We start from the raw sequence: 24,624 nt of genomic DNA, 5'->3' as shown, positions 1-24,624 counted from the left end.
ACGAGCTGCGGTCGCGTGGCTCATTTCTACCACCCGCGGGTGACAGCCGCCGCCGGCCGCGTACGGACCGCGCACCCGGCCGCACGCCGCGGGCTCAGCCCGCCTCCGCCGCCTCCGCCAGCTCCAGCCAGCGCAGCTCCAACTCCTCGCGCTCGGCGGTCAGCTCGCGCAGTTGCGCGTCCAGCTCCGCCACCCGCGCGAAGTCCGTCGCGTGCTCGGCGATCGCGGCGTGCAGGTCGGTCTCCTTGCCGCCGATCCGGTCCAACTGCCGCTCGATGCGCTGCAGCTCCTTCTTCGCCGCCCGCGCGTCCGCCGCGGACAGCCCGGCTGACGCCGGCTGTGCCTGCGCCCCGGCAGCCAGCGGGGCCTGCGGCTGCCGGTCCTGCGTCTCGCGGATACGGGCCCGGCGGCGCAGGTACTCCTCGATCCCGCCCGGCAGCATCCGCAGCGACCCGTCGCCCAGCAGCGCGTGCACCGTGTCCGTCGTCCGCTCGATGAAGTACCGGTCGTGGCTGATGACCACCAGCGTCCCCGGCCAGCCGTCCAGCAGGTCTTCGAGCTGCGTGAGGGTCTCGATGTCCAGGTCGTTGGTCGGCTCGTCGAGGAACAGCACGTTCGGCTCGTCCATCAGCAGCCGCAGCAACTGCAGCCGCCGCCGCTCGCCGCCGGACAGGTCGCCCACCGGCGCCCACTGCTTCTCCCGCCCGAAGCCGAACTGCTCGCACAACTGCGAGGCGGTCATCTCCCGCCCCTTGCCGAGGTCCACCCGCTGCCGTACCCGCTCGACCGACTCCAGCAGCCGCCATTGCGGGTCCAGTTCGGTGACCTCCTGCGAGAGGTACGCGAGCCGCACGGTCCTGCCCGCGACGATCCGCCCGGCGGCCGGCTGCGTCTCGCCGCCGGAGCGGGCGGCGTCCGCGAGCGTACGCAGCAGGGACGTCTTGCCCGCGCCGTTGACGCCGAGGAGCCCGACGCGGTCGCCGGGGCCGAGATGCCAGGTCAGCCCCTTGAGCAGCACCCTGCCTTCGGCGCCGCCCCCGGCCCGTACGGTGACGTCCTCCAGGTCGAAGACCGTCTTGCCGAGGCGGGAGTTGGCGAACTTCATCAGCTCCGCGGAGTCCCGGGGCGGCGGCACGTCGGCGATGAGCGCGTTGGCGGCCTCGATCCGGAAGCGGGGCTTGCTGGTACGGGCCGGGGCGCCGCGGCGCAGCCAGGCCAGCTCCTTGCGCACGAGGTTCTGCCGCTTGGCCTCCTCGGTGGCGGCGATCCGGGCGCGCTCGGCGCGGGCGAAGACGTAGTCGGAGTAGCCGCCGTCGTACTCGTGGACCGCGCCCCGCTGGACGTCCCACATGCGGGTGCAGACCTGGTCGAGGAACCAGCGGTCGTGGGTGACGACGACGAGCGCGGCGCGGCGGGTGCGCAGGTGCTCGGCGAGCCAGGCGATGCCCTCGACGTCGAGGTGGTTGGTCGGCTCGTCCAGCACGATGAGGCCGGGGGTGCCGATGAGCAGCTTGGCCAGCGCGATGCGGCGGCGTTCGCCGCCGGAGAGCGGGCCGATGACGGTGTCGAGGCCCTGCTCGAAGCCGGGCAGGTCGAGGCCGCCGAAGAGGCCGGTGAGCACGTCGCGGACGCGGGCGTCGCCGGCCCACTCGTGGTCGGCCATGTCACCGACGACCTCGTGCCGGACGGTGGCGGCGGGGTCGAGGGTGTCGCCCTGGGTGAGGACGCCGAGGGTGAGGCCGCCGGTGTGGGTGACGCGGCCGGCGTCGGGCTCTTCGAGCTTGGCCAGGAGGCGGACGAGGGTGGTCTTGCCGTCGCCGTTGCGGCCGACGACGCCGATGCGGTCGCCTTCGGCGACGCCGAGGGAGATGCCGTCGAGGAGGGCGCGGGTGCCGTAGACCTTGTCGACGGCTTCCAGGTTGACCAGGTTGGCGGCGGCCATGGCGGTGCGGTGCTCCTCGCGGGGTCGGGGTGGGTTTCCTCGGCGGGCGGCCTCCCAGCGTAGTTCGCGCGCCGCGGAAAGCCGCCCGCGGCCTTTCCCCCACCCCGCCCCGGCCGAACCCGGGGGCGCTGCCCCCCTAGTCCACGACCACCGCGCCCGGGGCCGGGGCCTGGGCGACGCGGGCCTTGCGGCAGGTGCCCGACGCCTCCAGCGCGGCCGCGACCTCCGCCGCCGCCGTCTCGTCCGCCGCGAGGAACGCGCACGTCGGGCCCGAGCCCGAGACGAGGGCCGCCAGCGCGCCTGCCGCGGTGCCCGCGTCGAGGGTCTCCGCCAGGGAGGGGCGGAGGGAGAGGGCGGCGGGCTGGAGGTCGTTTCCGCCTTCGATCGCCGTCAGCGCCGCGGCGAGGTCCGCCGGATCGCCGGAGCCCAGCGCGTCCAGCACCGCGGGGGACGGGTCCGGGTCCGGTACGGAGCGGCCCGCCACCAGGCGGTCGAACTCCCCGTAGACCTCCGGCGTCGACAGGCCGCCGTCGGCCACCGCGAAGACCCAGTACAGCGGGCCCTTCGCGGACAGCGTCGTCAGCCGCTCGCCCCGGCCGCGGCCCAGCGCCGCCCCGCCGACCAGGCTGAACGGGACGTCGCTGCCCAGCTCCGCGCAGATCCGCAGCAGCTCGCCGGCGCCGGTCCCGGTGCCCCACAGCGCATCGCAGGCCAGCAGCGCGCCCGCGCCGTCCGCGCTGCCGCCGGCCATGCCGCCGGCGACGGGGATGTCCTTCGCGATGTGCAGGTGGACGTTCGGCTCCCGCCCGTGCCGGGCGGCGAGCAACTGCGCGGCGCGGGCGGCGAGGTTCGAGGTGTCGGTGGGGACGGCGGCGGCGTCGGGGCCCGCGACCGTGACGCGCAGGGCGTCGGCCTCGGTGGCGGTGACCTCGTCGAAGAGGCCCACCGCGAGGAAGACGTTCGCGAGGTCGTGGAAGCCGTCGGCGCGCGGCGGGCCGACGGCGAGCTGCACGTTGACCTTCGCGGGTACGCGGACGGTGACGCTCCGCGCGGCGGCGGGGGCGGGACCGGGGGCGGGCGTGGTCGATCCGGATGTCACGGCGTGCTGCTCCTCGTGGTGGCGGTCCGGTGCCGGGACTCCGCGATCCGCGCGAAGTCCTCGATGGTCAGCGACTCGCCGCGGGCCTGCGGCGAGACGCCCGCGGCGCGCAGCGCGGCCTCGGCGGCGGGCGCGGATCCTGCCCAGCCGGTCAGCGCCGCGCGCAGCGTCTTGCGGCGCTGGGCGAACGCGGCGTCGACGGCCGCGAAGACCTCGGTGCGGGTGGCGCCGGTCGCGGGCGGCTCGCGGCGGGTGAGTGAGACGAGCCCCGAGTCGACGTTCGGCGCGGGCCAGAACACGGTGCGGCCGATGGCACCGGCCCGCTTGACGTCCGCGTACCAGGCGGCCTTGAGCGACGGCACGCCGTAGACCTTCGACCCGGGGGCGGCGGCCAGCCGGTCGGCGACCTCGGCCTGCACCATGACCAGGGTGCGCTCGATGCCGGGGAAGGTGGCCAGCATGTGCAGCAGCACGGGCACCGCGACGTTGTACGGGAGGTTCGCCACCAGCGCCGTCGCCGGCGGGCCCGGCAGTTCGGTGATCCGCAGCGCGTCGGCGTGCAGGAGCGCGAAGTGCTCCGCGCGCTGCGGCAGCCGGGCCCGTACGGTCGCGGGGAGGGCGGCGGCGAGCGCGTCGTCGATCTCGACGGCCGTGACGTGGGCCGCGGCCTGGAGCAGGGCGAGGGTGAGCGAGCCGAGTCCCGGGCCGATCTCGACCACCACGTCGTCCGGCCGCACGCCGGCGGCGCGCACGATGCGGCGGACGGTGTTGGGGTCGATGACGAAGTTCTGGCCGCGCTGCTTGGTGGGGCGTACGCCGAGGGCCGCCGCCAGCTCGCGGACGTCCGCGGGGCCGAGCAGCGGGTCCGGCTCGCCGGTGGGGGCGCTCACCGCTCCAGGCTATTCGGTGCGTCTTGGCGGACTCCTGGCGAGCCGCCGGCGGCGGACCGTACGGCGTCGGCCGGGGCGTAGCCGAACGCGCGCGCGGTGTTCGCCGCGATCGCCGCGGCCAGCTCGTCGGGGTCCTCGCCGCGCTCCGCGGCCATGGCGCGCAGCGTGAGGGGGATCAGATACGGCGCGTTGGGGCGGCCCCGGTACGGCATCGGCGTCAGGAACGGCGCGTCCGTCTCGACGAGCAGCAGCTCCGCGGGCGCGACGGCGACGGCCTCGCGCAACTGCCCCGCGTTCTTGAAGGTCACGTTTCCGGCGAAGGACATGAAGTAACCGTTTTCCGCGCAGGTTTCGGCCATCGCCGCGTCACCGGAATAGCAGTGGAATACCACCCGCTCCGGCGCCCCCTCTTCATCAAGAATGCGCAGCACGTCGTCGTGGGCATCCCTGTCGTGAATGACGAGGGCTTTTTGCCGGCGTTTTGCCATCTCGATATGGCGGCGGAAGGAGTGCTGCTGCGCGGCGACGCCCCCGGGGCCCGTCCGGAAGTAGTCGAGGCCGGTCTCGCCGACGCCGACGACCTGCGGCAGCGCCGCGAGCGCATCGATCCCGTCGAGGGCCGCCTCCAGTCCCGCGCCCAGCCGCGGGGCCTCGTTGGGGTGCAGGGCGACGGTCGCCCACACCGCGTCGTGCGCGGCGGCGGTCTCCGCGGACCAGCGGGACCGCTCCAGGTCGCAGCCCACCTGGATGAGCGTGGTGACGCCGGCCCGGGCGGCCGCGGCCACCGCCTCGGCGACCGTGCCGTCCTGCATGTCGAGATGCGTGTGCGAGTCCGCCGCGGGGTGGCCGAGCGGCTCGGGCGGCGGCGGCGCGGACTTCGCGCCCGCGCCGCCGGAGGTGTGCTGAGCCATGCCGGGGACTCTACTGGCTCGGTACGACAGCGCCGTGCGGGGCGGTGACCGACCGGACCTGCCAGGGCCCCCGCGGTGTCAGGTGCGGCGTGTGCGCTGCCGCACCGACTCGACGGACCGGACCTGGCCGGCGCGCATGATGCGTACGACGTGCTCGCCGCAGTTCAGGCACGTGGGCCGGGTCAGCGGCGAGGGTACCCGCTCTCCGTCGGTGTGGTACGTGACGAAGGGCCGGCCCTTCGAATCGACGTGATGGTGTATCTCGTAGCTCTGCTCCCACCCGTGCCCGCACATCATGCAGGCGAAGGCATATGACTCGATCACTGGCTCGGGTTCGGACATTGGCTGCTCCTCTTGTCCATGTGAGGGACAAGTCGCCGGAACGCATCCCCTATTCCAGTGGACACCCATTCGGCGCGGCCCGCAGCCGTCCATACCATCAATTGAAGGAGTTTTGATCCGGCTACTCTGAGTTGTTTACCGAGTTTTTCGCGGCCACCACCGCATCGAACACGTCGCGCTTGGGTACCCCGGCGTCCCGGGCGACCGCCGCGATGGCCTCCTTGCGCCCCTCCCCCGCCTCCTCACGGACGGTGACCCGGCGGGCCAGCTCCGTGGGACCGGGCCGCTCGCGGTCCACGGGCGCGCCCTCCACTACCACGGTGACCTCGCCGCGCACGCCGTCGGCCGCCCACTCCGCCAGCTCCTTCAGCGGGCCGCGCCTGACCTCCTCGTACGTCTTGGTCAGCTCCCGGCACACGGCGGCCCTGCGGTCCTCGCCGAAGACCCCGGCCATGGCGGTGAGGCTGTCGGCGAGCCGGTGCGGGGCCTCGAAGTACACCAGCGTGCGCCGCTCGGCCGCCGCCTCCCGCAGCCGCGAGAGCCGCTCCCCCGGCTTGCGCGGCAGGAAGCCCTCGAAGCAGAACCGGTCCACGGGCAGCGCGGAGACCGCAAGGGCCGCGAGCACCGCGGAAGGGCCCGGCGCGGCGGTGACGGTGATGCCGCGCCGTACGGCGGCCGCGACGAGGCGGTAGCCGGGGTCGGACACGGAGGGCATCCCGGCGTCGGTGACGAGCAGGACGCGCGCGCCGCCGGCCAGCTCCTCGACGAGATCGGGGGTACGGGCGCTCTCGTTGCCCTCGAAGTACGACACGACGCGGGCCGTCGGCTGCACCCCGAGCGCCTGCGTCAGCCGGCGCAGCCGGCGGGTGTCCTCGGCGGCGATGACGTCGGCGGCGGCCAGCTCGGTCGCCAGCCGCGGCGGGGCGTCCGCGGGGTCGCCGATGGGCGTGCCTGCCAGTACGAGGAGTCCACTCACGTGCCCATCCTGTCGGATGGCACCGACAGGCCGCGAGGACGGGTCCCGCCGCAGGTCCGCGGCGGGGTCCGCGACCGGTCCGTGGCCGCGTCCGCCGCCCGGTCCGTGGCCGGGTCCGCGGCGGCGGGCGGTCGGCCCCGGGGCGTACGGGCCGTACGGCGGCCGTACGGGCTGCTCCCGGCCGGATCGGATCAGTCCCGCCGTGCCCGGGACGCGCGCGCCTAGGATGGGCCCCCGTGAGCAGTGACACCGTGACGCAGCCCGCGCAGAGCCGGTCCGCGCCCGCCCCCGCGTGGCAGCGGCGGCTCCGCGCGTTCGGGTACGTGCCGCGGCGCGAGTCCGGTGTCACGGAGCGGCTGGTGCCGCCGTACCGGCGGTCCGGGGCGCGGCTGCTGCAGGTGATGGGCGTGCCCGCGGTGACGGCGATGCGGGTGGCGCGGCTGGGCGCGTGGGGCGGGCCGCTGCTCGTGGCGCTCTTCGCCGGCGTGCTGCGGTTCGTGAACCTGAGCAGCCCGCGCGCGGTGATATTCGACGAGACGTACTACGCCAAGGACGCCTGGTCGCTGCTCCAGCTCGGCTACGAGGGCAGTTGGCCCAAGGACGCCAACGACAAGCTCCTCGACGACCCGCAGGTCATCCCGCTCAGCGAGGATCCCGGCTATGTCGTCCACCCGCCCGTCGGCAAGTGGATGATCGCGCTCGGCGAGTGGGCGTTCGGCCTGGAGCCCTTCGGCTGGCGCTTCGTGACCGCCCTGCTCGGCACGCTGTCGGTGCTCATGCTGTGCCGCATCGGCCGCCGGCTGTTCCGCTCCACGCTGCTCGGCTGTCTGGCGGGGCTGCTGATGGCGGTCGACGGCCTGCACTTCGTGATGAGCCGTACCGCGCTGCTCGACCTGGTGCTGATGTTCTGGGTGCTGGCCGCGTTCGGCTGCCTGCTGATCGACCGGGACCGCGCACGGGAACGGCTGGCCGCCGCGCTGCCCCGCGGGCGGCCGGACGACTCGGTGGCCTCCGGGCTGCGGCTCGGGGCGCGGCCGTGGCGGCTCGCCGCCGGAGTGTGCATGGGGCTCGCGCTGGGCACCAAGTGGAACGGGCTGTTCATCCTCGCCGCGTTCGGGCTGCTGACGGTGCTGTGGGACGCGGGCGCCCGCCGTACGGCCGGATCCCGCCGCCCGTACGCGCGCGCGCTGCGCCTCGACGTGGTGCCGGCGTTCTTCTCCACGGTGCCGGTGGCGGCGGCCGTGTACGTCGCCTCCTGGACCGGCTGGTTCGCCTCCGACAACGGCTACTTCCGCGGCTGGGCCGAGGACCGCGACACGGCGTTCCCCTTCATCCCCGATGCCGTGCGCAGCCTGTGGCACTACCACGCGGTGGTCTACAGGTTCCATGTCAACCTCGACTCCGGCCACACCTACGACTCCAACCCGTGGAGCTGGCCCGTGGTCGGCCGGCCCGTGTCGTACTTCTGGGACGACCCGCGCCCGGGCTACGACGGCTGCCCCGCCGACGCGACGGAGAACTGCGCCCGCGAAGTCCTGGCCCTGGGCACCCCGCTGCTCTGGTGGCTGGGCGTCGCCGCCGTCGTCTACGCGCTCTACCGATGGGGCCTGCGCCGCGACTGGCGCGCCGGCGCGATCCTGTGCGGGGTGGCGGCCGGCTGGGTGCCGTGGCTCTTCTACCAGGAGCGCACGATCTTCCTCTTCTACGCCGTCGTCTTCCTCCCGTACCTGTGTCTGGCGGTGACGATGATGCTCGGCGCGATGGCCCGCGCCGGCACCGCCGCCCTCGCGGGCACGGGCACGTCCGCGGCCGGACCCGGCGCGGACCAGCCCACCGAATGGCGCAGAGCCGCGGGCGTGGTCGCGGCGGGGGTGCTCGTCCTCCTCGTGCTCTGGAACTTCATCTACTTCTGGCCGATCTACACCGGCGAGACGATCACGCGCGACGCCTGGGAGGCGCGCATGTGGCTGGGGAGTTGGGTCTGAGCGCGGGCGCGACGGGTGGGCGTCCCTGCGGCAGGTGGCTTAATGTGCTTGACGCAGGGTCGAAATGGTCTCGGGGCGCGCAGAGGGAGCACGGCAGATGGCGGGCAGCCACCGGCGCAGACGCGTCGGATCAGGTGCGTCGGCGCGAGCGACGCGCACCCGGATCGCAGTAGTCGTCGGAGTCGGTGCCGCGGTCGTCGGTGCGGCCGGGTTCGGCGCGTACAGCGTCCTGGAGGACGACCAGGCCGAGAGCGGCGGCAACGCGCTGTCGGCGCCGGCCTCATCCGATCCGGTGAAGACCGGACCCCCGGGTCCCCGGGAGACCGCCAGGGCGGCGGGGGACTTCCTGGCCGCCTGGGCGGGCGGCAACACGGAGACCGCGGCCGGGATGACGGACGACAGGAAGGCGGCGCTTCGCGGCCTCGACTCGTACCGCGAGGACGCGGGCGTCGAGAAGGTGAAGCTGACCCCCGGCCGGGCGGAGGGCACGAAGGTGCCGTTCAGCGTCGACGCCCGGGTGACCTTCGGGGACAACGTCAAGCCCTGGGCGTACAACTCGGCCCTTGAGGTCGTACGGGACGAGAAGACCGGCGAGCCCGAGGTCGTCTGGGACCCGTCCCTCATACATCCCAGACTCACCGAAGGCGAGCGGCTGCGCACCGGTTCGACCGAGGCCCCGCCGATCAGGGCACTGGACCGCACCGGCGCCAGGCTCGACCCCAAGGAATACCCCTCGCTCGCGCCCGTCATCGCCGACCTGCGCGAACGTTACGGCGCGAAGACGGGCGGCAAGGCGGGCGTCAAGGTCTGGACCGAGCCGGCCGACGCGCCGAAGGGGGACAAGAAGAAGGACAAGAAGGACGACGACAAGGCGGGCACGCCCGAGACCCTTCTGGTGCTCTCCAAGGCCAGGCCCGGCACGCTGCAGACGACGCTGGACGCGGCCGTGCAGGAGACCGCGGAGGAGGCCGTCGCCAAGCAGGGCGGCGCGGCGCTGGTGGCGCTGCAGCCCAGCACCGGCCAGATCCTCGCGGTCGCCAACCAGGTACCGGACGGCCACAACACGGCGCTCCAGGGCACGCTGCCGCCAGGATCGACGATGAAGGTCGTCACGGCCTCGATGCTCATGGACAAGGGCCTGGCCGCGCCCGACAAGCCGCACCCCTGCCCGCGGTACAAGGCGTACGGCGGCTGGGAGTTCGAGAACGTCGGCGACAACTCGTTCACCATCCAGGGCGGCACGTTCGCGCAGTCCTTCACCGCCTCCTGCAACACCGCGTTCATCTCGATGGCGGAGAAGCTGGAGAACGACGACCTGACGAAGCAGGCCCGGGATGTCTTCGGCATCGGGCTCAACTGGCAGACGGGCGTGACCACGTTCGACGGCTCGGTGCCGGTGCAGTCCGGCGTGGAGATGGCGCTTTCGCTGATCGGCCAGGGCGGCGTACGGATGAACCCGCTGACGATGGCGTCGGTGTCGGCGACCGCGAAGTCCGGCGTCTTCAGGCAGCCGCACCTGGTGCCGCAGTCGTTCGACGGGCGGCAGTTCGCGACGGCGCCGAAGAGCATGAAGGCGGCGACGGCGCAGTCGCTGCGGGACCTGATGGAGGAGACGGCGAGGACCGGGACGGCTGCGGGGGCCATGAGCGGGCTGACCGGGCAGGTGGGCGCGAAGACCGGCTCCGCGGAGATGGGCGGCCAGGAGGAGACGGACGCCTGGTTCACCGCGTACCGCGGGGATCTGGCGGCGGCGGCCACGGTGCCGAACATCGGGCACGGCGGCGAGTTCGCGGGCCCGCTGGTGCGGGACGTGCTGGCGGCGCACGGCGGCTGAGGCGCAGGTTCACCGGGACCCGGCGCGGAGGGCGCCGGGTCCCGGCGCGCGGAATGTGTTCGCGTGGCCTATACACGGGGCGTTAACGTCACCTGCATGACGACAGCCGACGCCGCACACCCGCTCTTCGCCGCCGCCCTCGCCGAACTCGGCCTCAGCGTCCCGGTACGCCGCTTCCCCGACGCCACCCGCACGGCGGCGCAGGCGGCGGAGGCCATCGGCTGCGAGCTGAGCCAGATCGTCAAGTCCCTGATCTTCGCGGCGGACGGCGTACCGGTGCTGGTCCTGATGGACGGCGCCTCGCGGGTGGACACCGAGCGCGTACGGGCCGAGTTGGGCGCCGCGGGCGTGCGCCGGGCGGATGCGGCGGTGGTGCGCGAGGCCACCGGGTACGCCATCGGCGGCGTGCCGCCCTTCGGGCACGTGACGCGCATGACGGTGCTGGCCGACCGCGGGCTCCTCGACCACGGCGAGGTCTGGGCCGCCGCGGGCGACCCGCACACCGTGTTCCCCCTCGCTCCCAAGGACCTCGTCGCGCACGCGGGCGCGCGGGTCGCGGACGTGTCCGAGGTGCGCGAGCCGGGGGTGTGACCCCCCTCATAGCCGCGGCGGTCCTCGCGGCCGCCGTGATGCACGCCTCGTGGAACGCCATCGCCCACGGCGTCAAGGACCAGTTGGTCGTCTTCGCGCTGATCGGCGTGGGCGACGTGCTGATCGCGGGCACCGCGGTGTTCTTCGTGCCGTTCCCGGACGCCGGCGCCTGGCCGTGGCTGCTGGCGTCGGTCGCGATCCACCTCGTGTACATGACGCTGCTCATGCAGTCGTTCCGGCTGGGCGACTTCGGGCAGGTCTATCCGATAGCGCGCGGCACGGCCCCGCTGGTGGTCGCGGCGGTGGCGCATCTCTTCCTGAACGAGCGGCTGGGCCTGTGGCAGACGGCGGGCGTCGCGGTGGCGTGCGCGGGCCTGAGCGGCATCGCCCTGTGGGGGCTGCGCGGCAAGGACACCCGCCCGCACTGGCCGGCCCTGGCGGCGGCGTTCGCGACGGGCCTGTCGATCGCGGCGTACACGATCGTCGACGGCGTCGGCGTGCGCGCCTCCGGCAGCGCGATGGGCTACACGGCGTGGCTGGTCCTGCTGATGGGCCCGTGGATCCCGCTGGCGGCGCTGGTGCTGCGCGGCCCGGGGATGGTGCGGGAGCTGGCGCCGGTGGCGGTGCGCGGGCTGCTGGGCGGGGCGATCTCCATCACGGCGTACGGGCTGGTGCTCTGGGCGCAGACGCGCGCCCCGCTGGCGCCGATAGCGGCGCTGCGGGAGTCGAGCATCGTGGTGGGGGCGGCGATCGGGGCGGTGTTCCTCAAGGAGCGGTTCGGCGGGCCGCGGATAGTGGCGGCGTGCCTGATGGTGGCGGGGATCGCGCTTGTGCTGCTCCCGGCGTAGCCGGGGTGTCCCGAGGGTGTGACGAGTACGCAACAGGTGTTATCCACAGGGGTTTTCTCCGCGGGCGTTCACCTTCAGGATGGAATCTCCGCAACACAGACAACGGGGGATGACCATGGCACTGCTCGGCGAAGGGACGAAACGCCAATCCGATGAGGCATCGGACCGCGAGGCGCCCAGGCGGCACCTGGGCGCATATCTCACCGCGGCGGTGCTGCTCACGGCGCTGGGGCGCATGGTCGTCGCCTGGATCTCCTACGACTTCGACCAGGTGGACGGCAAGGTCGACGACTTCTTCAAGGCGCTGTACGACCCGCGTGTCCTGCTGGAGCCCGAGTTCTTCAACCCGTACGTGTGGGCGTTCACAGTGGCGTTGATGGTGACGGGGCTGGTCGCGGCGCTGAACCGGCGGGCGGGGCGGGGGGCCGCGCTGCTGTGCGGGTTCGTGATGTTCGCGACCGCGGCGCGCGAGTTGATCGGCCTGGCCCGTAGCGAGGAGTTCCGGGAGTGGTACTTCGGGATCAGCGACCTGGAGGCCGCGATCGTCGGCAGTTGGGTCGTCGTCCTGCTGTTCTCGGCGACCGTCGTCGTGCTGATGCTCCGGGCGGGCGACCGGCCGGCCGCGGGCGCGGCGGGGATGCCGGCGCGGGGGTCGCAGCTCTACCTGATGTCCGGCGTGCTGATGCTGATCCTCGGCCTCGCGCTCATCGGCTGGATCGTGCGCGTACTGACCATGGACGGGTACGACAGGGGTGAGTACTTCAAAACCCTGGTGGACGCCGGGGAGGCGCCCTTCCCGGTGTTCGCCGGCTCCGGGGAGTTCTGGACGGCGGTCGTCCCGGTGGCGCTGCTGGTGCTGGGCGTGCTGGCGCTGATGCGCCGGCCGGTGGTGCGGGGTGCGTCGATCACCATGCTCGGGGTCTTCCTCTACATCTACGTCCGCCAGATGATCGGCATGACGATCACCGAGTTCCCGGATGATTCGCTGGACGAGAGCCGTCTTCCCTTCCCCGACTGGGATGCCTACACCGAGGACACGGAGGGCTGGCTCAGCCTGGCCACCTATGTCGGCGGCTCGCTGATAGCCATCGTGGTGATCGCGATGATGCTGCGCGCGCCGGAGGCGGCGGCGGGGGCGGACGCGCCGCCGGTGGCGGGCGGTTACGTACCGCCGCAGCCGGTGGGGCAGCCCGTACCCCAGGACTCACCGCAGCCGCAGGGGCAGCCGCGGTACGACGCGATGCCGCAGGCGCCGACCATAGCCGCACCGCCGCCCCCGGCCGCGCCGCCGCAGGCGCCACCGCCGCCTGCCGGCCCGCCGCCCGCGGGCTGACCGGGCGGGAGCCGACCCCGCGGGAGCCGACCTTGCGGGCGCGGGTCAGACCGGGCGTACCTCGTCGCCGAGGCGTACGGTGCCGGGAGTCAGGACGTCGGCGCCCACGCCGATGCACATCCCGCGGTCCGCGGTCAGCGTCTTGAGCACCCGGCGGTCCTCCGGCAGGTCGCGCTGCGCCATCGTGGTCATCACGCAGCGCTTCATGCGCTTGATGACCCGCAGCCGCACCTCGTCGCCCACGGCGATCTCCCGGCCCACCCAGTCCTCTTCGATCCAGGGCTCCTCGGTGTCCAGAAGGATGTTCTTGCGGAAGCGGCGGGCGTCCGCGGGTTCGGTGTCGCCGAGGATCAGGCCGAGCGCGTGCAGGGAGGCGGTGCCGATGAGCGTCACGCCGCAGTCGTCGTAGTGCGAGACGGCGTCCTCGCGGGCCAGCCGGACGTCCGCGCCGAGCAGTTCTGCGAGGTGGGCGTCGCCGCGCAGGTCGGAACCGTCGGGGGTGACGACGTGCGGGCGGGCGGCGCCGGCGTCGTGGGCGGCGGCGTAGGAGGCGGAGAAATGGAGCAGGCCCTCGGTGCGGCGGAAGCGGCGGGAGTTCTTGCCGCTGCCGAGCTTGCCGTCGCCGTAGGTGACGGCCCAGAGGCGGTCGCCGACCGTGCCGCGCTCGTCGATGACGAGCTCCGGCAGCCGTTCGCCGAGCATCGACTTGACCGGGAAGCGCCGGAGCATGGCGACGGTGGGGTCGGACGGTTCCGGGAAGGGCGGCGGAGCCGGTATGGCGGGCGGGAGTTCGGGCATGCTTCGGACCCTATGCCCGCCCCGGGCGAAGCCGAAGGGTATTTCCAGGCCGTACGCGACCGGGGGCGCGGCCGGGTGCACGCCCGGCCGCCGCCCCGGCGCCAGGCCCCCGACGCGAGCGGTCCGCGCCCACCTGCGGCCGCGGCGACGGCGCCCGGCCCCTCGTGGGGCCGCCGCCCGACTTGCCGTGTCCCCGTACGCCCCGAAACATGGAGTCTGTGACAGCCGGTTCCGACAGCACCGCCGCGCCCGGCCCCGGCCTGCCCTACCTGCGCTTTCCCCACCTGTACGGCGACCTCCTCTGCTTCGCCGCCGAGGACGACCTGTGGCTCGCCCCGCTGCCCGCCCCCGGCGCCAAGCCCGAGCGGGGCTGGCGGCTGACCGTCGACCGCACCCGCGTCGGGCACCCGCGGTTCTCGCCGGACGGGCGGTCCATCGCGTTCACCAGTTGGCACAGCCTCGACGCCGAGATCCACGTCGTGTCCGCGGAGGGCGGCGGGGCACGGCGGCTGACGTACTGGGGCAGCCCGGACACCCGGGTGTGCGGCTGGACGCCGCCGGGCACCGGCGAGGACGGCTCGGCGCAGATCCTCGCGGTGTCCTCGCAGGGCCAGCCGCTGTCGTACCAGACCTGGTCCTATCTGGTGCCGACCGACGGCGCCCCCGGGCACCGGCTGCCCTGGGGCCCCGTCGACGACATCGCCGTCGCGGAGCTGTCAGGAGACCGCAAGACGCTGCTGCTCACCGGCCGCCCGCCGCACGAGCCCGCCGCCTGGAAGCGCTACCGCGGCGGCGCCACCGGCCGGATCTACCTGCACGGCCGGCGGCTGCTCGCGGACCTCGGCGGGCACGTGGAGTGCGTGATGTTCGTCGGCCCGCCGCCCGCCGCGCGGATCGCCTTCCTCTCCGACCACGAGGGCGTCGGCAACCTCTACTCCTGCCTCCCCGACGGTACCGACCTGCGCCGGCACAGCGATCACGCCGAGTTCTACGCCAGGAACGCCGCCACGGACGGCTACCGGGTGGTCTACCAGTGCGCCGGCGAGCTGTGGCTGGCCGAGGACTTCGGCCCCGCCGGCCAGCCGCGCCGCCTCGACGTGCGGCTCGGCAGCCCGCGGGTCGGCCGGCGGCCGTACCAGGTGGCCGCCCAGAACAACGTCCAGGGGCTGACCGTCGACACCACAGGACGGGCCAGCGCCGTCGCGGTGCGCGGCGCGCTGTACTGGCTGACCCACCGCGACGGCCCGGCGCGCACGATCACCGAGACCCCCGGCGTACGCATCAGGCTGCCGGAGATGCTGGGCGACACCAACCGCGTCGCGTACGTCACGGACGCCGCAGGCGAGGACGCCATCGAGATCGCCGACCTGCCGCGCACCGGCGCCGTCGGCGAGCCGCTGCGGCTGGCGGCCGGAAAGCTGGGCCGCGTGCTGGCGCTGGTGCCGTCGCCGGACGGCCGGCACATCGCGATCGCCTCGCACGACGGCCGGCTGCTGCTGGTCCGGGTGCCGGAGCGGGTGCGCGCGGACGAGCGGATGTCGGCGGAGGTGGCGGAGGAGTTCGCGGAGGCGGTACGGGCCGCGGAGGAGCTGTCGCCGGCGGAGGCGGCCGGCGACTGCCAGCTCACCGAGCTGATCCGGTCGGTCAACGGGCCCGTACGCGACCTGTCGTTCTCGCCGGACTCGAAGTGGGTCGCCTGGGCGCACCCGGGCATCGGCCGCTCGCTGCGGCAGATCAAGATCGCCCGGGTCGCGGACCGGACGATCGTGGACGTCACGGACGGCAGGTTCGAGGACGAGGAGCCGGTGTTCACCCGCGACGGGCGCTATCTGGCGTTCCTGTCCTGGCGCGGCTTCGACCCGGTGTACGACGTGCACACCGGCGACCTGTCGTTCCCGCTGGGCTCCCGCCCGTACCTCGTACCGCTGCATCCGGCGACGCCCTCGCCGTTCGCGCTGTCCGCCGAGGGCCGGCCCGCGGCCGGCGGGATGGACCCGGTCGGGCCGGCGGCGGCGGAGGCGGGCGGGAACACCGCGGTGCTGGTGGAACCGGAGGGGCTGGAGAGCCGGGTGACGCCGATTCCGGTGCCGGCGTCGAAGTACTCCTCCCTGGTGCCGGTCGCGGGCGGCGGGCTGGTCTGGCTGCGCTGGCCGATCTCCGGGGCGCTCGGCGAGACGTTCGCCAACCCCGCGGACACCTCGGGCCGGCCGACGCTGGAGCACTTCGACATCTCCACCGCCCGGCTCACCGAGCTGACGTCGCTGGTGACGGAGATCGCCGTGAGCGGCGACGGCAGCCGGCTGGTCGCCAACGACGGCGGCTCGCTGCGCGCGATCCCGGCGACCGGCCTGGCGGACGCGGACACCACCGTCTACATCGACATGCGGCGCGTGCTGCACACCGCGGACCCGGTGGCCGAGTGGCACCAGGCGTACGACGAGGCCGGCCGGATCATCCGCGCGTACTTCTGGGAGCCGCACATGTGCGGCGTCGACTGGGACGCGGTGCTGGCGCAGTACCGGCCGCTGCTGGACCGGGTGGCCTCCCCCGACGAGTTCGCCGACCTGCTGCGCGAGGTGCTGGGCGAGCTGGGCACGTCGCACGCGTACGTCACGCCCGCCCGCCGCAACGAGGGTCCGCCGCACTACCAGCGGCCCATCGGCTTCCTCGGCGTGAACTTCTTCCGCACCCGCGACGGCCGCGGCTGGGCGCTGGCCCGCATCCTGCCCGGCGACTCCTCCGACACCCGCGCCCGCTCCCCGCTGGCCGGCACCGGCATCCCGGACGGCTCGGTGCTCACGCACGTCGACGGCCGCGCGGTCGACCCGGTCACGGGCCCGTACCCGCTGCTGGAGGGGGCGGGGGGCACGTCGGTGGAGCTGACGTTCGCGATCGAGGGCGGCGGCGGGAGGCTGCGCCGGGTGGCGGTGGTGCCGCTGGTCGACGACCGGCCGCTGCGCTACCAGGACTGGGTGGCGGCGCGCCGCGCGGTGGTGCACGAGCTGAGCGGCGGGCGCTGCGGCTACCTGCACATCCCGGACATGATCGGCAGCGGCTGGGCGCAGTTCAACAGGGACGTGCGGATGGAGATGAACCGCGAGGCGCTGATCGTGGACGTACGGGGCAACGCGGGCGGGCACATCAGCGAGCTGGTGCTGGAGAAGCTGACCCGCACGATCATGGGCTGGGACCTGACACGCAACACGCAGCCCGTCTCGTACACCTCGACCGCGCCCCGCGGGCCCATGGTGGCGCTGGCCGACGAGGCCACGTCGTCGGACGGCGACATGATCACGGCGGCGTTCAAGCTGCTCGGCCTCGGCCCGGTGGTGGGGCTGCGGACGTGGGGCGGGGTGGTCGGGATGACGGGCCGGCACCGGCTGGGCGAGGGCACGGTGATCACGGTGCCGATGAACGCGGCCTGGTTCGACGAGTACGGCTGGGGCGTGGAGAACGCCGGCGTCCCGCCCGACGTGGTCGCGGAACGCACGCCGCTGGACTGGGCGGAGGGCCGGACCTCCGAGCTGAACGTCGCCGTGGCCACCGCGCTCGACCTGCTGCGCGAGCACCCGGCGGCCGCGCCCCCCGACTACACCGACGTGCCGGACCGCAGCCGGCCGCCGCTGCCGCCGCGCACGCGGCGGCCGTAGAACACCCGGGAGGCGTAACAGCACTTGGTCCCGGAATGCAGCATTCGTCCGTTCATGTAAGCCTGAGGGAGGCCCGAACCCCCCTCTCTCACTAGGAGTGACAAGAATGGGCGCATTCGACAAGGCGAAGGAGATGGCCGGCGAAGCGGCCGAGAAGGCCAAGCAGGCCGCGCACAAGGCGCAGCAGAGCCGCGAGCAGAAGCAGGAGTCCGGCCAGGACACTTCGCAGCGCGCCAAGGAGGGCGCGGAGCAGGGCCGCGACCGCATGAAGGACGACCGCGACAAGCGCGACGACCAGCGGGAGCAGCGCTGATACGGCGTCGCTGAGCCACGCCCGAGGGGCGCACCCCACGCCGGGTGCGCCCCTTCGCCGTTGTGCCGCCGGGCGCGTACGAACGCGCGCGGGTCTGCCTTCAGCGCGTACGGGCATACGGCGTACGAGCGTTCGCCACCGCCGCCGTACGCGCCGGGCCGCCGCCGCACGCTACCGCTCCGGGGTCCCCCGCAGCGCCCGCGTCCGCTCGTCGGCCGCGCCGCCCGCGCCCACAAGTCCGCCGCGCGCCTCCCGCGTCGCCGCGAGCCGGGGCGCGAGCTTGCGCATCTCCCGCCGCCCCAGCGGCCCGGTGACGAGAGACGGCAGCGCGCCGCGCACCGACTGCATGCCGCGCAGCCACCACTGCCCGTAGACGTGCGGCGAGCGCCGCTCGATGCCCGCGACCAGACGCTCGACGGCGGGCGCCAGCGGATAGGTCTTGTTCGACGGCCACGGCAGCCGTGCGCGCATGTCGCGCAGCACCTCGTCCTCGTCGGCGCCGCGCACCATGTCGGTGTCGGTCCAGCTCAGATAGCCGACGCCGACGTCCACGCCCTGGTGGCCGACCTCGCCGCGCAGGCAGTGCGCGAACGCCTCCACGCCGGACTTCGACGCGCAGTACGCCGCCATCATCGGCGCGGGCGTCACGGCGGCGAGCGAGGCGATCTGGAGGTGGTAGCCGCGGGCGCGGACCAGCGCGGGCAGGAAGGCGCGGGCGGTGGCGACGCTGCCCAGCAGGTTGACCTCGATGACGCGGTCGAAGGAGCGGGCGTCGGAGTCGAGGAACGGGCCGCCGGTGGCGACGCCCGCGTTGGCGACGACGACGTCGACGCCGCCGAAGTGCTCCTCGACCCCGGCGGCGGCGCCGGCCATCGCGTCGTGGTCGGTGACGTCCGCGTACCAGTGGGCGGCTTCGCCGGGGAGCGAGCCGGCGACCTTCTTCAGCTCGTCCGGCTCCAGCCCGACCAGTGCGAGCCGCGCCCCGCGGGCCGCGAGCCGGCGTGCCAGCAGCGCGCCGACGCCGCGGGCGGCGCCGGTGACGACGACGGTCCTGCCCTCAAGCCCGTGCCGGCGGCTCATGCGCCCGCCTCCTCCTTCTCGGCGGCCGCCGTGGCGGCCGGATCGGCTGTCGTCCCGGCGGTCGAGTCACCGGCCGGCTCGGGGGCCGTCTCCCCGGCCGCCTCGGCGGCCACTTCAGCCTGCGCCTCCTCCGGCGGTCCCGCCAGGTGGTCGCGTACGAGCCCGCGCAGCACCTCCGCGACCGCGTACGGGGCCTCGATCGGCGTCATGTGCCCCAGCCCCGGCAGCTCGGTGAAGCCCGCGCGCTCCGGCAGCAGCTCGTCGATCTTCCGCGCCAGCTTCACCGGCGTGAGCCGGTCGGCGCTGCCGTGCACCACCGCGGCCGGCACCGGCATCCGCGCCACCTCCGCGTCCAGGTCGAGCGACGCCAGCACCCGCCCCCACGCGCCGCGCGCCCTGCGCGGGGTGGCGAAGACGATCCGTACGCTCGCCTCGATCTGCGCCGGGGTGGCGCCGCGGCCCAGGATCGCCGGGCCCAGCACCTTCTTCGACAGCGGGGTCACCGGCCCCATCGGCAGCCGCGAGACCAGCAGCGCGCGCTGGATCGCGGAGCGCAGCGTACGGGCCCGCAGCGGCACCACCCGCGACTCGGGCACCAGCCGCGAGCTGCCCGTGCTGCACAGCAGCACGGCGGCGGCCCGCTCGCGCAGATAGGGGCGGCCCGCGGCGGCCATCAGCGTCATGCCGCCCATCGAGTGGCCGCCGATCACGGCCTTCTCGCCGGGCGCCAGCGCCGCGTCCAGCACGGCGCCGAGGTCGTCGGCGAGCGTGGCGGTGTGGTACGAGCCGTCGCTGCCGGCGGGGCTGCGGCCGTGGCCGCGCTGGTCGTACACGACGACGCGGTAGTCGGGCGCGAGCTGCCGGACGACCGGCGCCCAGAAGGCGGTCGAGCAGCACCAGCCGTGCGCGAGGACGACGGCGGGCGCGTCCTTCGGGCCGTGCTCCTCGACGTACAGCCGGGTGCCGTCGGCGGAGACGGCGGTCAGCTCGCGCCGCGGTACGGGCGGGGCGTACGGGCCTGTGGTGACGTGCATGAGCCTGGTCATCGGACGGCCTCCTCGTCATGCCGCGCCGCGCCGGACCGCCGGGCACCGGGCACCCCTTCACCGTCGGTGCGCAGCACCCCTTCACCGGCGCGCAGCACCTCGTACTCCTCCGGATGCACCCTCCTCGTCACCCTCCGGAACTCCGTCGTCGTGCCCGGCCACACGGTCGTGTTGCGCCCGTTGGCGTCGAGATACCAACTGTCGCAGCCGCCGGTGTTCCATACCGTGCGCTTCATCCGCTCCTGCACCCGCGCGTTCCACGCCTTCACGGCGGACGGGCGCGCGTCGAGCGCGACGCGGCCGCCGGGCTTGCCGAGGCGGCCGAGTTGGCGTACGAAGTCCGCCATGTAGGTGAGCTGCGCCTCGATGATGAGGATCATCGAGCTGTTGCCGAGGCCGGTGTTGGGGCCGATGATCGTCAACAGGTTCGGGAAACCGGCCGCGCTGGCGCCGCGCAGCGCCTCCATCCCGCCGCTCCACGCCTCCGCGAGGGTGGTGCCGTCACGCCCCTTGATGCGGTCGGCGATGGGCATGTCGGTGACGTGGAAGCCGGTGCCGAAGATGATCGCGTCGGCCTCGGTCTCGGTGCCGTCGGCGGCCACGAGGGTCGAGCCGCGCACCTCCTTCAGGCCGGAGGCGACGACGTCGACGTTGGGCTGGGCGAGCGCCGGATAGTAGTCGCTGGACAGCAGGATCCGCTTGCAGCCGATGCGGTAGCCGGGGGTGAGCTTGCGGCGCAGTACGGGGTCCTTGATGACCCGGCCCAGGTTCCGCTTGGCCAGCCCCTCCACGAATCCCAGCTCGTTGGGGTGTTTGGTGAACGCCCCCACCTGGAGTTCGCGGATGCCCCACAGGATGCCGCGGCGCAGCTTGGTGGTCGCGGGTACGCGCGCGTGCAGCCACCGCTCGGGTCCTGTGATGGCGCGGTCCACCCGCGGCAGCACCCACGGCGGGGTGCGCTGGAAGACGGTGAGCCGCGAGACCTCGGGCTGGACGGAGGGCACGATCTGGATGGCGGAGGCCCCGGTGCCGACCACGGCGACGCGCTTGCCGCCCAGCGGCAGGTCGTGGTTCCAGCGCGCGGAGTGGAAGACCTTGCCGGGGAACGTGTCGAGGCCGGGGATGTCCGGGACCTTCGGGTCGGACAGCGGGCCGGTGGCGGAGACCACGACGTCGGCGGCGAGTTCGCCGCGCGCGGTGTCGATCTCCCAGTGCAGCTCGTCGTCGTCCCAGCGGATGCTGCGTACCTCGTGGTCGAAGCGGATGTGCTGCCGTACGCCGAAGACGTCGGCGACCTGCTCCAGGTAGTCGCGGATGTGCCGCTGTCCGGAGAAGGTGCGCGGCCACTCGGCGTTGGGCGCGAAGGAGAACGAGTAGAGGTGGGAGGGGACGTCGCAGGCGCAGCCCGGGTAGCTGTTGTCCCGCCAGGTGCCGCCGAGCGTGCTCGCGCGCTCCAGCACGACGAAGTCCGTGATCCCCTCCCGGCGCAGCCTTACGGCGGCGCCCAGGCCGCCGAAGCCGGAGCCGATCACCGCCACCCTGACGTGTTCACGCGTCATCGCCGTCGTCCTCCCAGGCGTGGAGTCGATTGCGCCAGCATTCACTGGCACGATGAGAGCGTAGGGCCTGTCCTTACCGATGGGTAGGGGGCCGGCGTGATCGACTTCCGCCCGGGGGCGGGGTGTCGGCGGGAGGTCCTACCCTGGTGGTCGGGGCGTACGGCACGGACCTGCGAGGACGGCCGGAGGCCGGCGGAAGGGCCGGCGAAGGGCCCACGGAAGACCGGAAGATGACCGGTGGAAGCCCGGCGGAGGGGACAGACGGTGGGACGCGAATACCGGACGGAGGAGCTGGCCGAGCGCGCCGGCATCACCGTCCGCACCCTGCGCTTCTACCGCGAGCGCAAGCTCCTCCAGCCGCCGCGCCGCGAGGGCCGTATCGCCTGGTACGGAGAGGCCCACCTGTCCCGGCTGCGGACGATCGCCGCGCTGCTGGACCGCGGCCACGCCCTGGGCGGCATCGCCGAGTTGATCTCCGCCTTCGAGAGCGGCCGGGACGTACGGGGCGCGGCCGAGCTGCTCGGCCTGGAGGAGACGCTGACCAAGCCGTGGTCGGAGGAGACCCCGGTGCGCATCACGCCGGAGGAGCTGGCCGACCGGTTCGCGGGCGAGGTCTCGCCGGAGAACCTGGCGACGTCCATCGACATGGGGTATGTCGCCGTGGAGGGCGAGGAGTTCATCCACGTCAGCAGGCGGCTGCTGGACGCCTCGTCGAAGCTGGTGGCCAGGGGCGTGCCACTGGCCGCCGTGCTCGCCGCCGCCCGCGAGGTGCGCGCGCACGCCGACGACCTCGCCGAGCTGTTCACCGCGCTCATACGGGCGCACGTGCTGGCCGACGTCATGGAGACGCCCGCGGGCGAGCTGACGGGCGAGCAGGTGGAGCGGCTGACGGACGCGCTGGAGCAGTTGCGGCCGGTGTCGATGGAGGTGCTGGAGGCGGAGGTGGCCATGGCGATGGACCGGCGGGTGCGCAAGGAGTTCGAGGAGTGGAAGCGCACGCACGCCGGGTCCACCGCCGAGGAGCCGGAGGGCTGAACCGGCCGGTCAGGTACCGGCGTCCGGGACGCCGGTCCTCAGGCCGCGGGCGGCACGTCGCCGGAGGCCAGGTCCGGGGCCGTATCGCGGGCGGCGGCGTGACCGGGCTCGGTCACCTGGGCCCTGCGGGCGTTCACCGGGATTCCGGCAGCCACCAACGGGCCTTGTAGATCCCGCTGTCGGGGAGCTTGTACGCGCCCTCCGGATTGTGGGCCGACACCGTCGTCGTCCACCACGTCTTGCCGAGGCCCGGCTCCGGCACGGTCGTGGCGACCCGGCCGCTGCCCTGCACGTCGCTGACCGCCTTCACGCTGCGCCGGCTGATCTGCGCGGCGCCGGCGAAGTCCTTACGGAACTCGCGCCGGCCGATGTCGTACTGGTACACCCCGTAGTTGGTGGTCAGCCACAGCCGGCCGGGGCGGCTCGCGACGAGGCTGAGGTCGTGCCCGCCGGCCCGTACGCCGTCGGGGTGCGGCAGCGCGGCGCCGTCGACGCGGGTGAGCGTGGGCGCGGCGGGGGTGCCGCCGGCCCTGAGGGCGATCAGCTCGTCGTAGCCTATGGCCCACAGCAGGCCGTTCCTGTTGTCCCACTGCAGCCCGTGTGCGTCGTCGAAGCGGTACTCGAAGTACGTGTCCGTCGCCGGGCCCTGCGAGGCGGCGTAGAGGCGGATGGTGTCGCCCGTGCTGCCGGCGACGGCGACGTTGCCGTCGGGGAGCAGCTCGATGCTGTGCGGGTTGACCGAGTCCGTACCGCCGGCGAGGGCACCGGCCCAGTAGCGGCGGCCGGTGGGCACCTCGACGACGGCGGCGAAGCCGAACGAGGCGGTGGTGAGCAGGTACGTACGGCCCCTGCGGCGGCGGGCCTTGGCCTCGTCGACATACGTCCAGCTCGCCTGCGGCACCAGGTCCGCGTAGCGCTCGTCGCCCTCCGGCGAGAACGCCCAGCGCACCGCGTCCGGCGAGTCCCACGGCAGCCGGGAGTCGAGGACGAGGACGCGGCGGGACTTCTGGTCGGTGACGGCGACGGGCGGGGTGGGCTTGCCGCCGGCCGCGTGCGCGGCGGCGGCGGGGAGCGTGGCGGCCGCGGCCGCGCCGAGCGCGGTGAGCAGGGCCGTACGACGTGTGGGTCTGCCGGTCATGGGCACTCCTGACGGGTTGCTCTGATCAACATCATCCGCACAGTGCCACGCGGAACGACGGGAAGTAAGCCCTTGCGGTGGCTGATTGGTGAATTCTGCGCATCTGTCCCACCCGATGACTCTTGTCAGTGGCCGCCCTTACGATGACGAAGTGACCAGAGAAACGGTGGCGGACCCCGCCGCAGAAGAGCCGGTGGAGAAGCGCCTGGAGTCCCACCGCATCGAGCTGACCGGGTACTGCTACCGCATGCTCGGCTCCGCCTTCGAGGCGGAGGACGCGGTCCAGGAGACGATGGTGCGCGCCTGGAAGGGCTTCGAGCGCTTCGAGGGCCGCGCGTCGATGCGCTCGTGGTTGTACCGCATCGCCACGAATGTCTGTTTCGACATGCACGGCAGCCCCCAGCGCCGCGCCCGCCCCATGGACCTGTCGTCCCCCGGCGCCGCCACCACGCCCCCGGAGGCCGCCCTCGGCGCGGCCCTCCCGGAGGCCACCTGGCTGGAGCCGATGCCGGACAAGAAGGTGCTCCCCGAGGGCGGCGACCCCGCCGAGGTCGCCGCCCAGCGCGACTCCGTGCGCCTCGCCTTCGTCGCCGCGCTCCAGCACCTGCCGCCGCGCCAGCGCGTGGTGCTCATCCTCCGGGACGTGCTCGCCTGGAAGGCGAGCGAGGTCGCGGAGCTGCTGGAGACCTCCGTGGCGTCGGTGAACAGCGCGCTGCAGCGCGCCCGCGCCACGCTGGCCGCCGAGGCCCCGGCCGACAGCGAGCCGGCCAAGCCGCTGGACGCGGACCAGCAGCGCTTCCTGGAGCGGTACGTGGACGCCTTCGAGCGGTACGACCTGGATGCGCTCACGGCGCTCATGCGCGAGGACGTCATCCTCTCCATGCCCCCGCTGCCGCTCTGGCTGCAGGGCCCGGAGGACATCCGCACCTGGTTCCTCGGCACCGGCGCGGTCTGCCGCGGCTCCCGCCTGGTCCCCTGCTCGGCGAACGGCATGCCGGCCTTCGCGCAGTACCACCCGGATCCCGAGAGCGGCGGTCACCGCGGCTGGGCGATACAGGTCCTGGAGATCGAGGACGGCAAGGTCACCCACATGAACAGCTTCCTGGGCGTGGACCGGCTGTTCCCGCTCTTCGGCCTGCCGCTGGTGCTGGCGGACTGAGCGCGCGGACCGGCGAGGCCGGCCGGGCGATCCCCCGGACCGCCCCGCCACCGCGCCCGGATGCTACGGCGCCCGCGGCCGGGACCGGTTCCGAA

General features: G+C 73.8%; 20 protein-coding genes. 9 read left to right on the top strand and 11 right to left on the bottom strand.

Annotated elements, in window-relative coordinates; all coding sequences use genetic code 11:
* Window positions 1–94: 94 nt before the first annotated feature.
* The 6 genes from CXR04_RS22605 to rsmI all read right to left on the bottom strand — a co-directional run bounded on the left by CXR04_RS22605 (window position 95) and on the right by rsmI (window position 6,160).
* The gene (locus CXR04_RS22605; RefSeq protein WP_101424130.1) at window positions 95–1,942 is read right to left on the bottom strand and encodes an ABC-F family ATP-binding cassette domain-containing protein; all 1,848 of its coding nucleotides are present in this window, start codon (window positions 1,940–1,942) and stop codon (window positions 95–97) included.
* A 136-nt stretch (window positions 1,943–2,078) separates the two neighbouring features.
* Window positions 2,079–3,041: a 4-(cytidine 5'-diphospho)-2-C-methyl-D-erythritol kinase gene (locus CXR04_RS22600; protein ID WP_101424129.1), complete on the bottom strand. Its 963-nt coding sequence runs from the start codon at window positions 3,039–3,041 to the stop codon at window positions 2,079–2,081.
* Window positions 3,038–3,931: a 16S rRNA (adenine(1518)-N(6)/adenine(1519)-N(6))-dimethyltransferase RsmA gene (rsmA, locus tag CXR04_RS22595; RefSeq protein WP_101424128.1), complete on the bottom strand. Its 894-nt coding sequence runs from the start codon at window positions 3,929–3,931 to the stop codon at window positions 3,038–3,040. Before rsmA ends, CXR04_RS22600 begins: the two co-directional genes overlap by 4 nt.
* Window positions 3,928–4,842 carry a TatD family hydrolase gene (locus CXR04_RS22590; protein ID WP_101424127.1) on the bottom strand — a complete coding sequence of 305 codons (915 nt, stop codon included), beginning with the start codon at window positions 4,840–4,842 and terminating at the stop codon, window positions 3,928–3,930. Before CXR04_RS22590 ends, rsmA begins: the two co-directional genes overlap by 4 nt.
* A 78-nt stretch (window positions 4,843–4,920) precedes the next feature.
* Entirely contained in the window at window positions 4,921–5,184 is a 264-nt protein-coding gene (locus CXR04_RS22585) for a hypothetical protein (RefSeq protein WP_101424126.1), read from the bottom strand.
* Between the two features lie 121 nt (window positions 5,185–5,305).
* Window positions 5,306–6,160, bottom strand: coding sequence for a 16S rRNA (cytidine(1402)-2'-O)-methyltransferase (gene rsmI, locus CXR04_RS22580; protein WP_101424125.1), 855 nt, complete (start codon window positions 6,158–6,160; stop codon window positions 5,306–5,308).
* A gap of 236 nt (window positions 6,161–6,396) precedes the next feature.
* Between rsmI and CXR04_RS22570 the strand changes: the two genes are divergently transcribed.
* From CXR04_RS22570 to CXR04_RS22550, 5 genes are all read left to right on the top strand, one after another.
* On the top strand, window positions 6,397–8,145 hold the full coding sequence (locus CXR04_RS22570; protein WP_101424123.1) for a dolichyl-phosphate-mannose--protein mannosyltransferase: 1,749 nt from the start codon (window positions 6,397–6,399) through the stop codon (window positions 8,143–8,145).
* Window positions 8,146–8,242: 97 nt separating this feature from the next.
* Window positions 8,243–9,979, top strand: coding sequence for a penicillin-binding transpeptidase domain-containing protein (locus CXR04_RS22565; RefSeq protein ID WP_101424122.1), 1,737 nt, complete (start codon window positions 8,243–8,245; stop codon window positions 9,977–9,979).
* A gap of 96 nt (window positions 9,980–10,075) precedes the next feature.
* Window positions 10,076–10,570 (top strand): YbaK/EbsC family protein, encoded by a 495-nt coding sequence (locus tag CXR04_RS22560; protein ID WP_101424121.1) that lies wholly within the window; start codon window positions 10,076–10,078, stop codon window positions 10,568–10,570.
* Entirely contained in the window at window positions 10,567–11,418 is an 852-nt protein-coding gene (locus CXR04_RS22555; protein WP_101424120.1) for an EamA family transporter, read from the top strand. The genes CXR04_RS22560 and CXR04_RS22555 overlap by 4 nt, the downstream gene beginning before the upstream one ends.
* Before the next feature lie 109 nt (window positions 11,419–11,527).
* Window positions 11,528–12,751: a hypothetical protein gene (locus tag CXR04_RS22550; RefSeq protein ID WP_101424119.1), complete on the top strand. Its 1,224-nt coding sequence runs from the start codon at window positions 11,528–11,530 to the stop codon at window positions 12,749–12,751.
* 45 nt (window positions 12,752–12,796) lie between these two features.
* Here CXR04_RS22550 and CXR04_RS22545 read toward each other — a convergent pair whose 3' ends face one another.
* On the bottom strand, window positions 12,797–13,549 hold the full coding sequence (locus CXR04_RS22545; protein ID WP_101424118.1) for an MOSC domain-containing protein: 753 nt from the start codon (window positions 13,547–13,549) through the stop codon (window positions 12,797–12,799).
* Window positions 13,550–13,767: 218 nt separating this feature from the next.
* On the opposite strand from CXR04_RS22545, the gene CXR04_RS22540 reads away from it, so the two are divergent.
* Window positions 13,768–17,199 (top strand): S41 family peptidase, encoded by a 3,432-nt coding sequence (locus tag CXR04_RS22540; RefSeq protein WP_101424117.1) that lies wholly within the window; start codon window positions 13,768–13,770, stop codon window positions 17,197–17,199.
* Between the two features lie 106 nt (window positions 17,200–17,305).
* Window positions 17,306–17,512 carry a hypothetical protein gene (locus CXR04_RS22535; protein ID WP_101424116.1) on the top strand — a complete coding sequence of 69 codons (207 nt, stop codon included), beginning with the start codon at window positions 17,306–17,308 and terminating at the stop codon, window positions 17,510–17,512.
* Between the two features lie 171 nt (window positions 17,513–17,683).
* Here the strand turns inward: CXR04_RS22535 and CXR04_RS22530 are convergent, their stop codons facing one another.
* The 3 genes from CXR04_RS22530 to CXR04_RS22520 are packed head-to-tail and all read right to left on the bottom strand — an operon-like array spanning window position 17,684 to window position 21,197.
* Complete coding sequence (locus tag CXR04_RS22530) at window positions 17,684–18,592, bottom strand: SDR family oxidoreductase (RefSeq protein ID WP_101424115.1); 909 nt, start codon at window positions 18,590–18,592, stop codon at window positions 17,684–17,686.
* Window positions 18,589–19,638 (bottom strand): alpha/beta fold hydrolase, encoded by a 1,050-nt coding sequence (locus CXR04_RS22525; RefSeq protein WP_101424114.1) that lies wholly within the window; start codon window positions 19,636–19,638, stop codon window positions 18,589–18,591. Before CXR04_RS22525 ends, CXR04_RS22530 begins: the two co-directional genes overlap by 4 nt.
* On the bottom strand, window positions 19,635–21,197 hold the full coding sequence (locus CXR04_RS22520; protein WP_101424113.1) for a flavin-containing monooxygenase: 1,563 nt from the start codon (window positions 21,195–21,197) through the stop codon (window positions 19,635–19,637). Before CXR04_RS22520 ends, CXR04_RS22525 begins: the two co-directional genes overlap by 4 nt.
* Before the next feature lie 264 nt (window positions 21,198–21,461).
* On the opposite strand from CXR04_RS22520, the gene CXR04_RS22515 reads away from it, so the two are divergent.
* Window positions 21,462–22,232, top strand: coding sequence for a MerR family transcriptional regulator (locus CXR04_RS22515; protein ID WP_101424112.1), 771 nt, complete (start codon window positions 21,462–21,464; stop codon window positions 22,230–22,232).
* 133 nt (window positions 22,233–22,365) lie between these two features.
* Here the strand turns inward: CXR04_RS22515 and CXR04_RS22510 are convergent, their stop codons facing one another.
* Window positions 22,366–23,370: a DUF6528 family protein gene (locus CXR04_RS22510; RefSeq protein WP_101424111.1), complete on the bottom strand. Its 1,005-nt coding sequence runs from the start codon at window positions 23,368–23,370 to the stop codon at window positions 22,366–22,368.
* 115 nt (window positions 23,371–23,485) lie between these two features.
* On the opposite strand from CXR04_RS22510, the gene CXR04_RS22505 reads away from it, so the two are divergent.
* Window positions 23,486–24,529 carry a sigma-70 family RNA polymerase sigma factor gene (locus tag CXR04_RS22505; protein WP_101424110.1) on the top strand — a complete coding sequence of 348 codons (1,044 nt, stop codon included), beginning with the start codon at window positions 23,486–23,488 and terminating at the stop codon, window positions 24,527–24,529.
* The last annotated feature ends 95 nt before the right edge of the window (window positions 24,530–24,624 follow it).

The sequence above is a fragment of the Streptomyces sp. CMB-StM0423 genome (assembly GCF_002847285.1).
Classification (GTDB): domain Bacteria; phylum Actinomycetota; class Actinomycetes; order Streptomycetales; family Streptomycetaceae; genus Streptomyces.
This window is presented reverse-complemented; position numbering and strand designations above follow the sequence as displayed.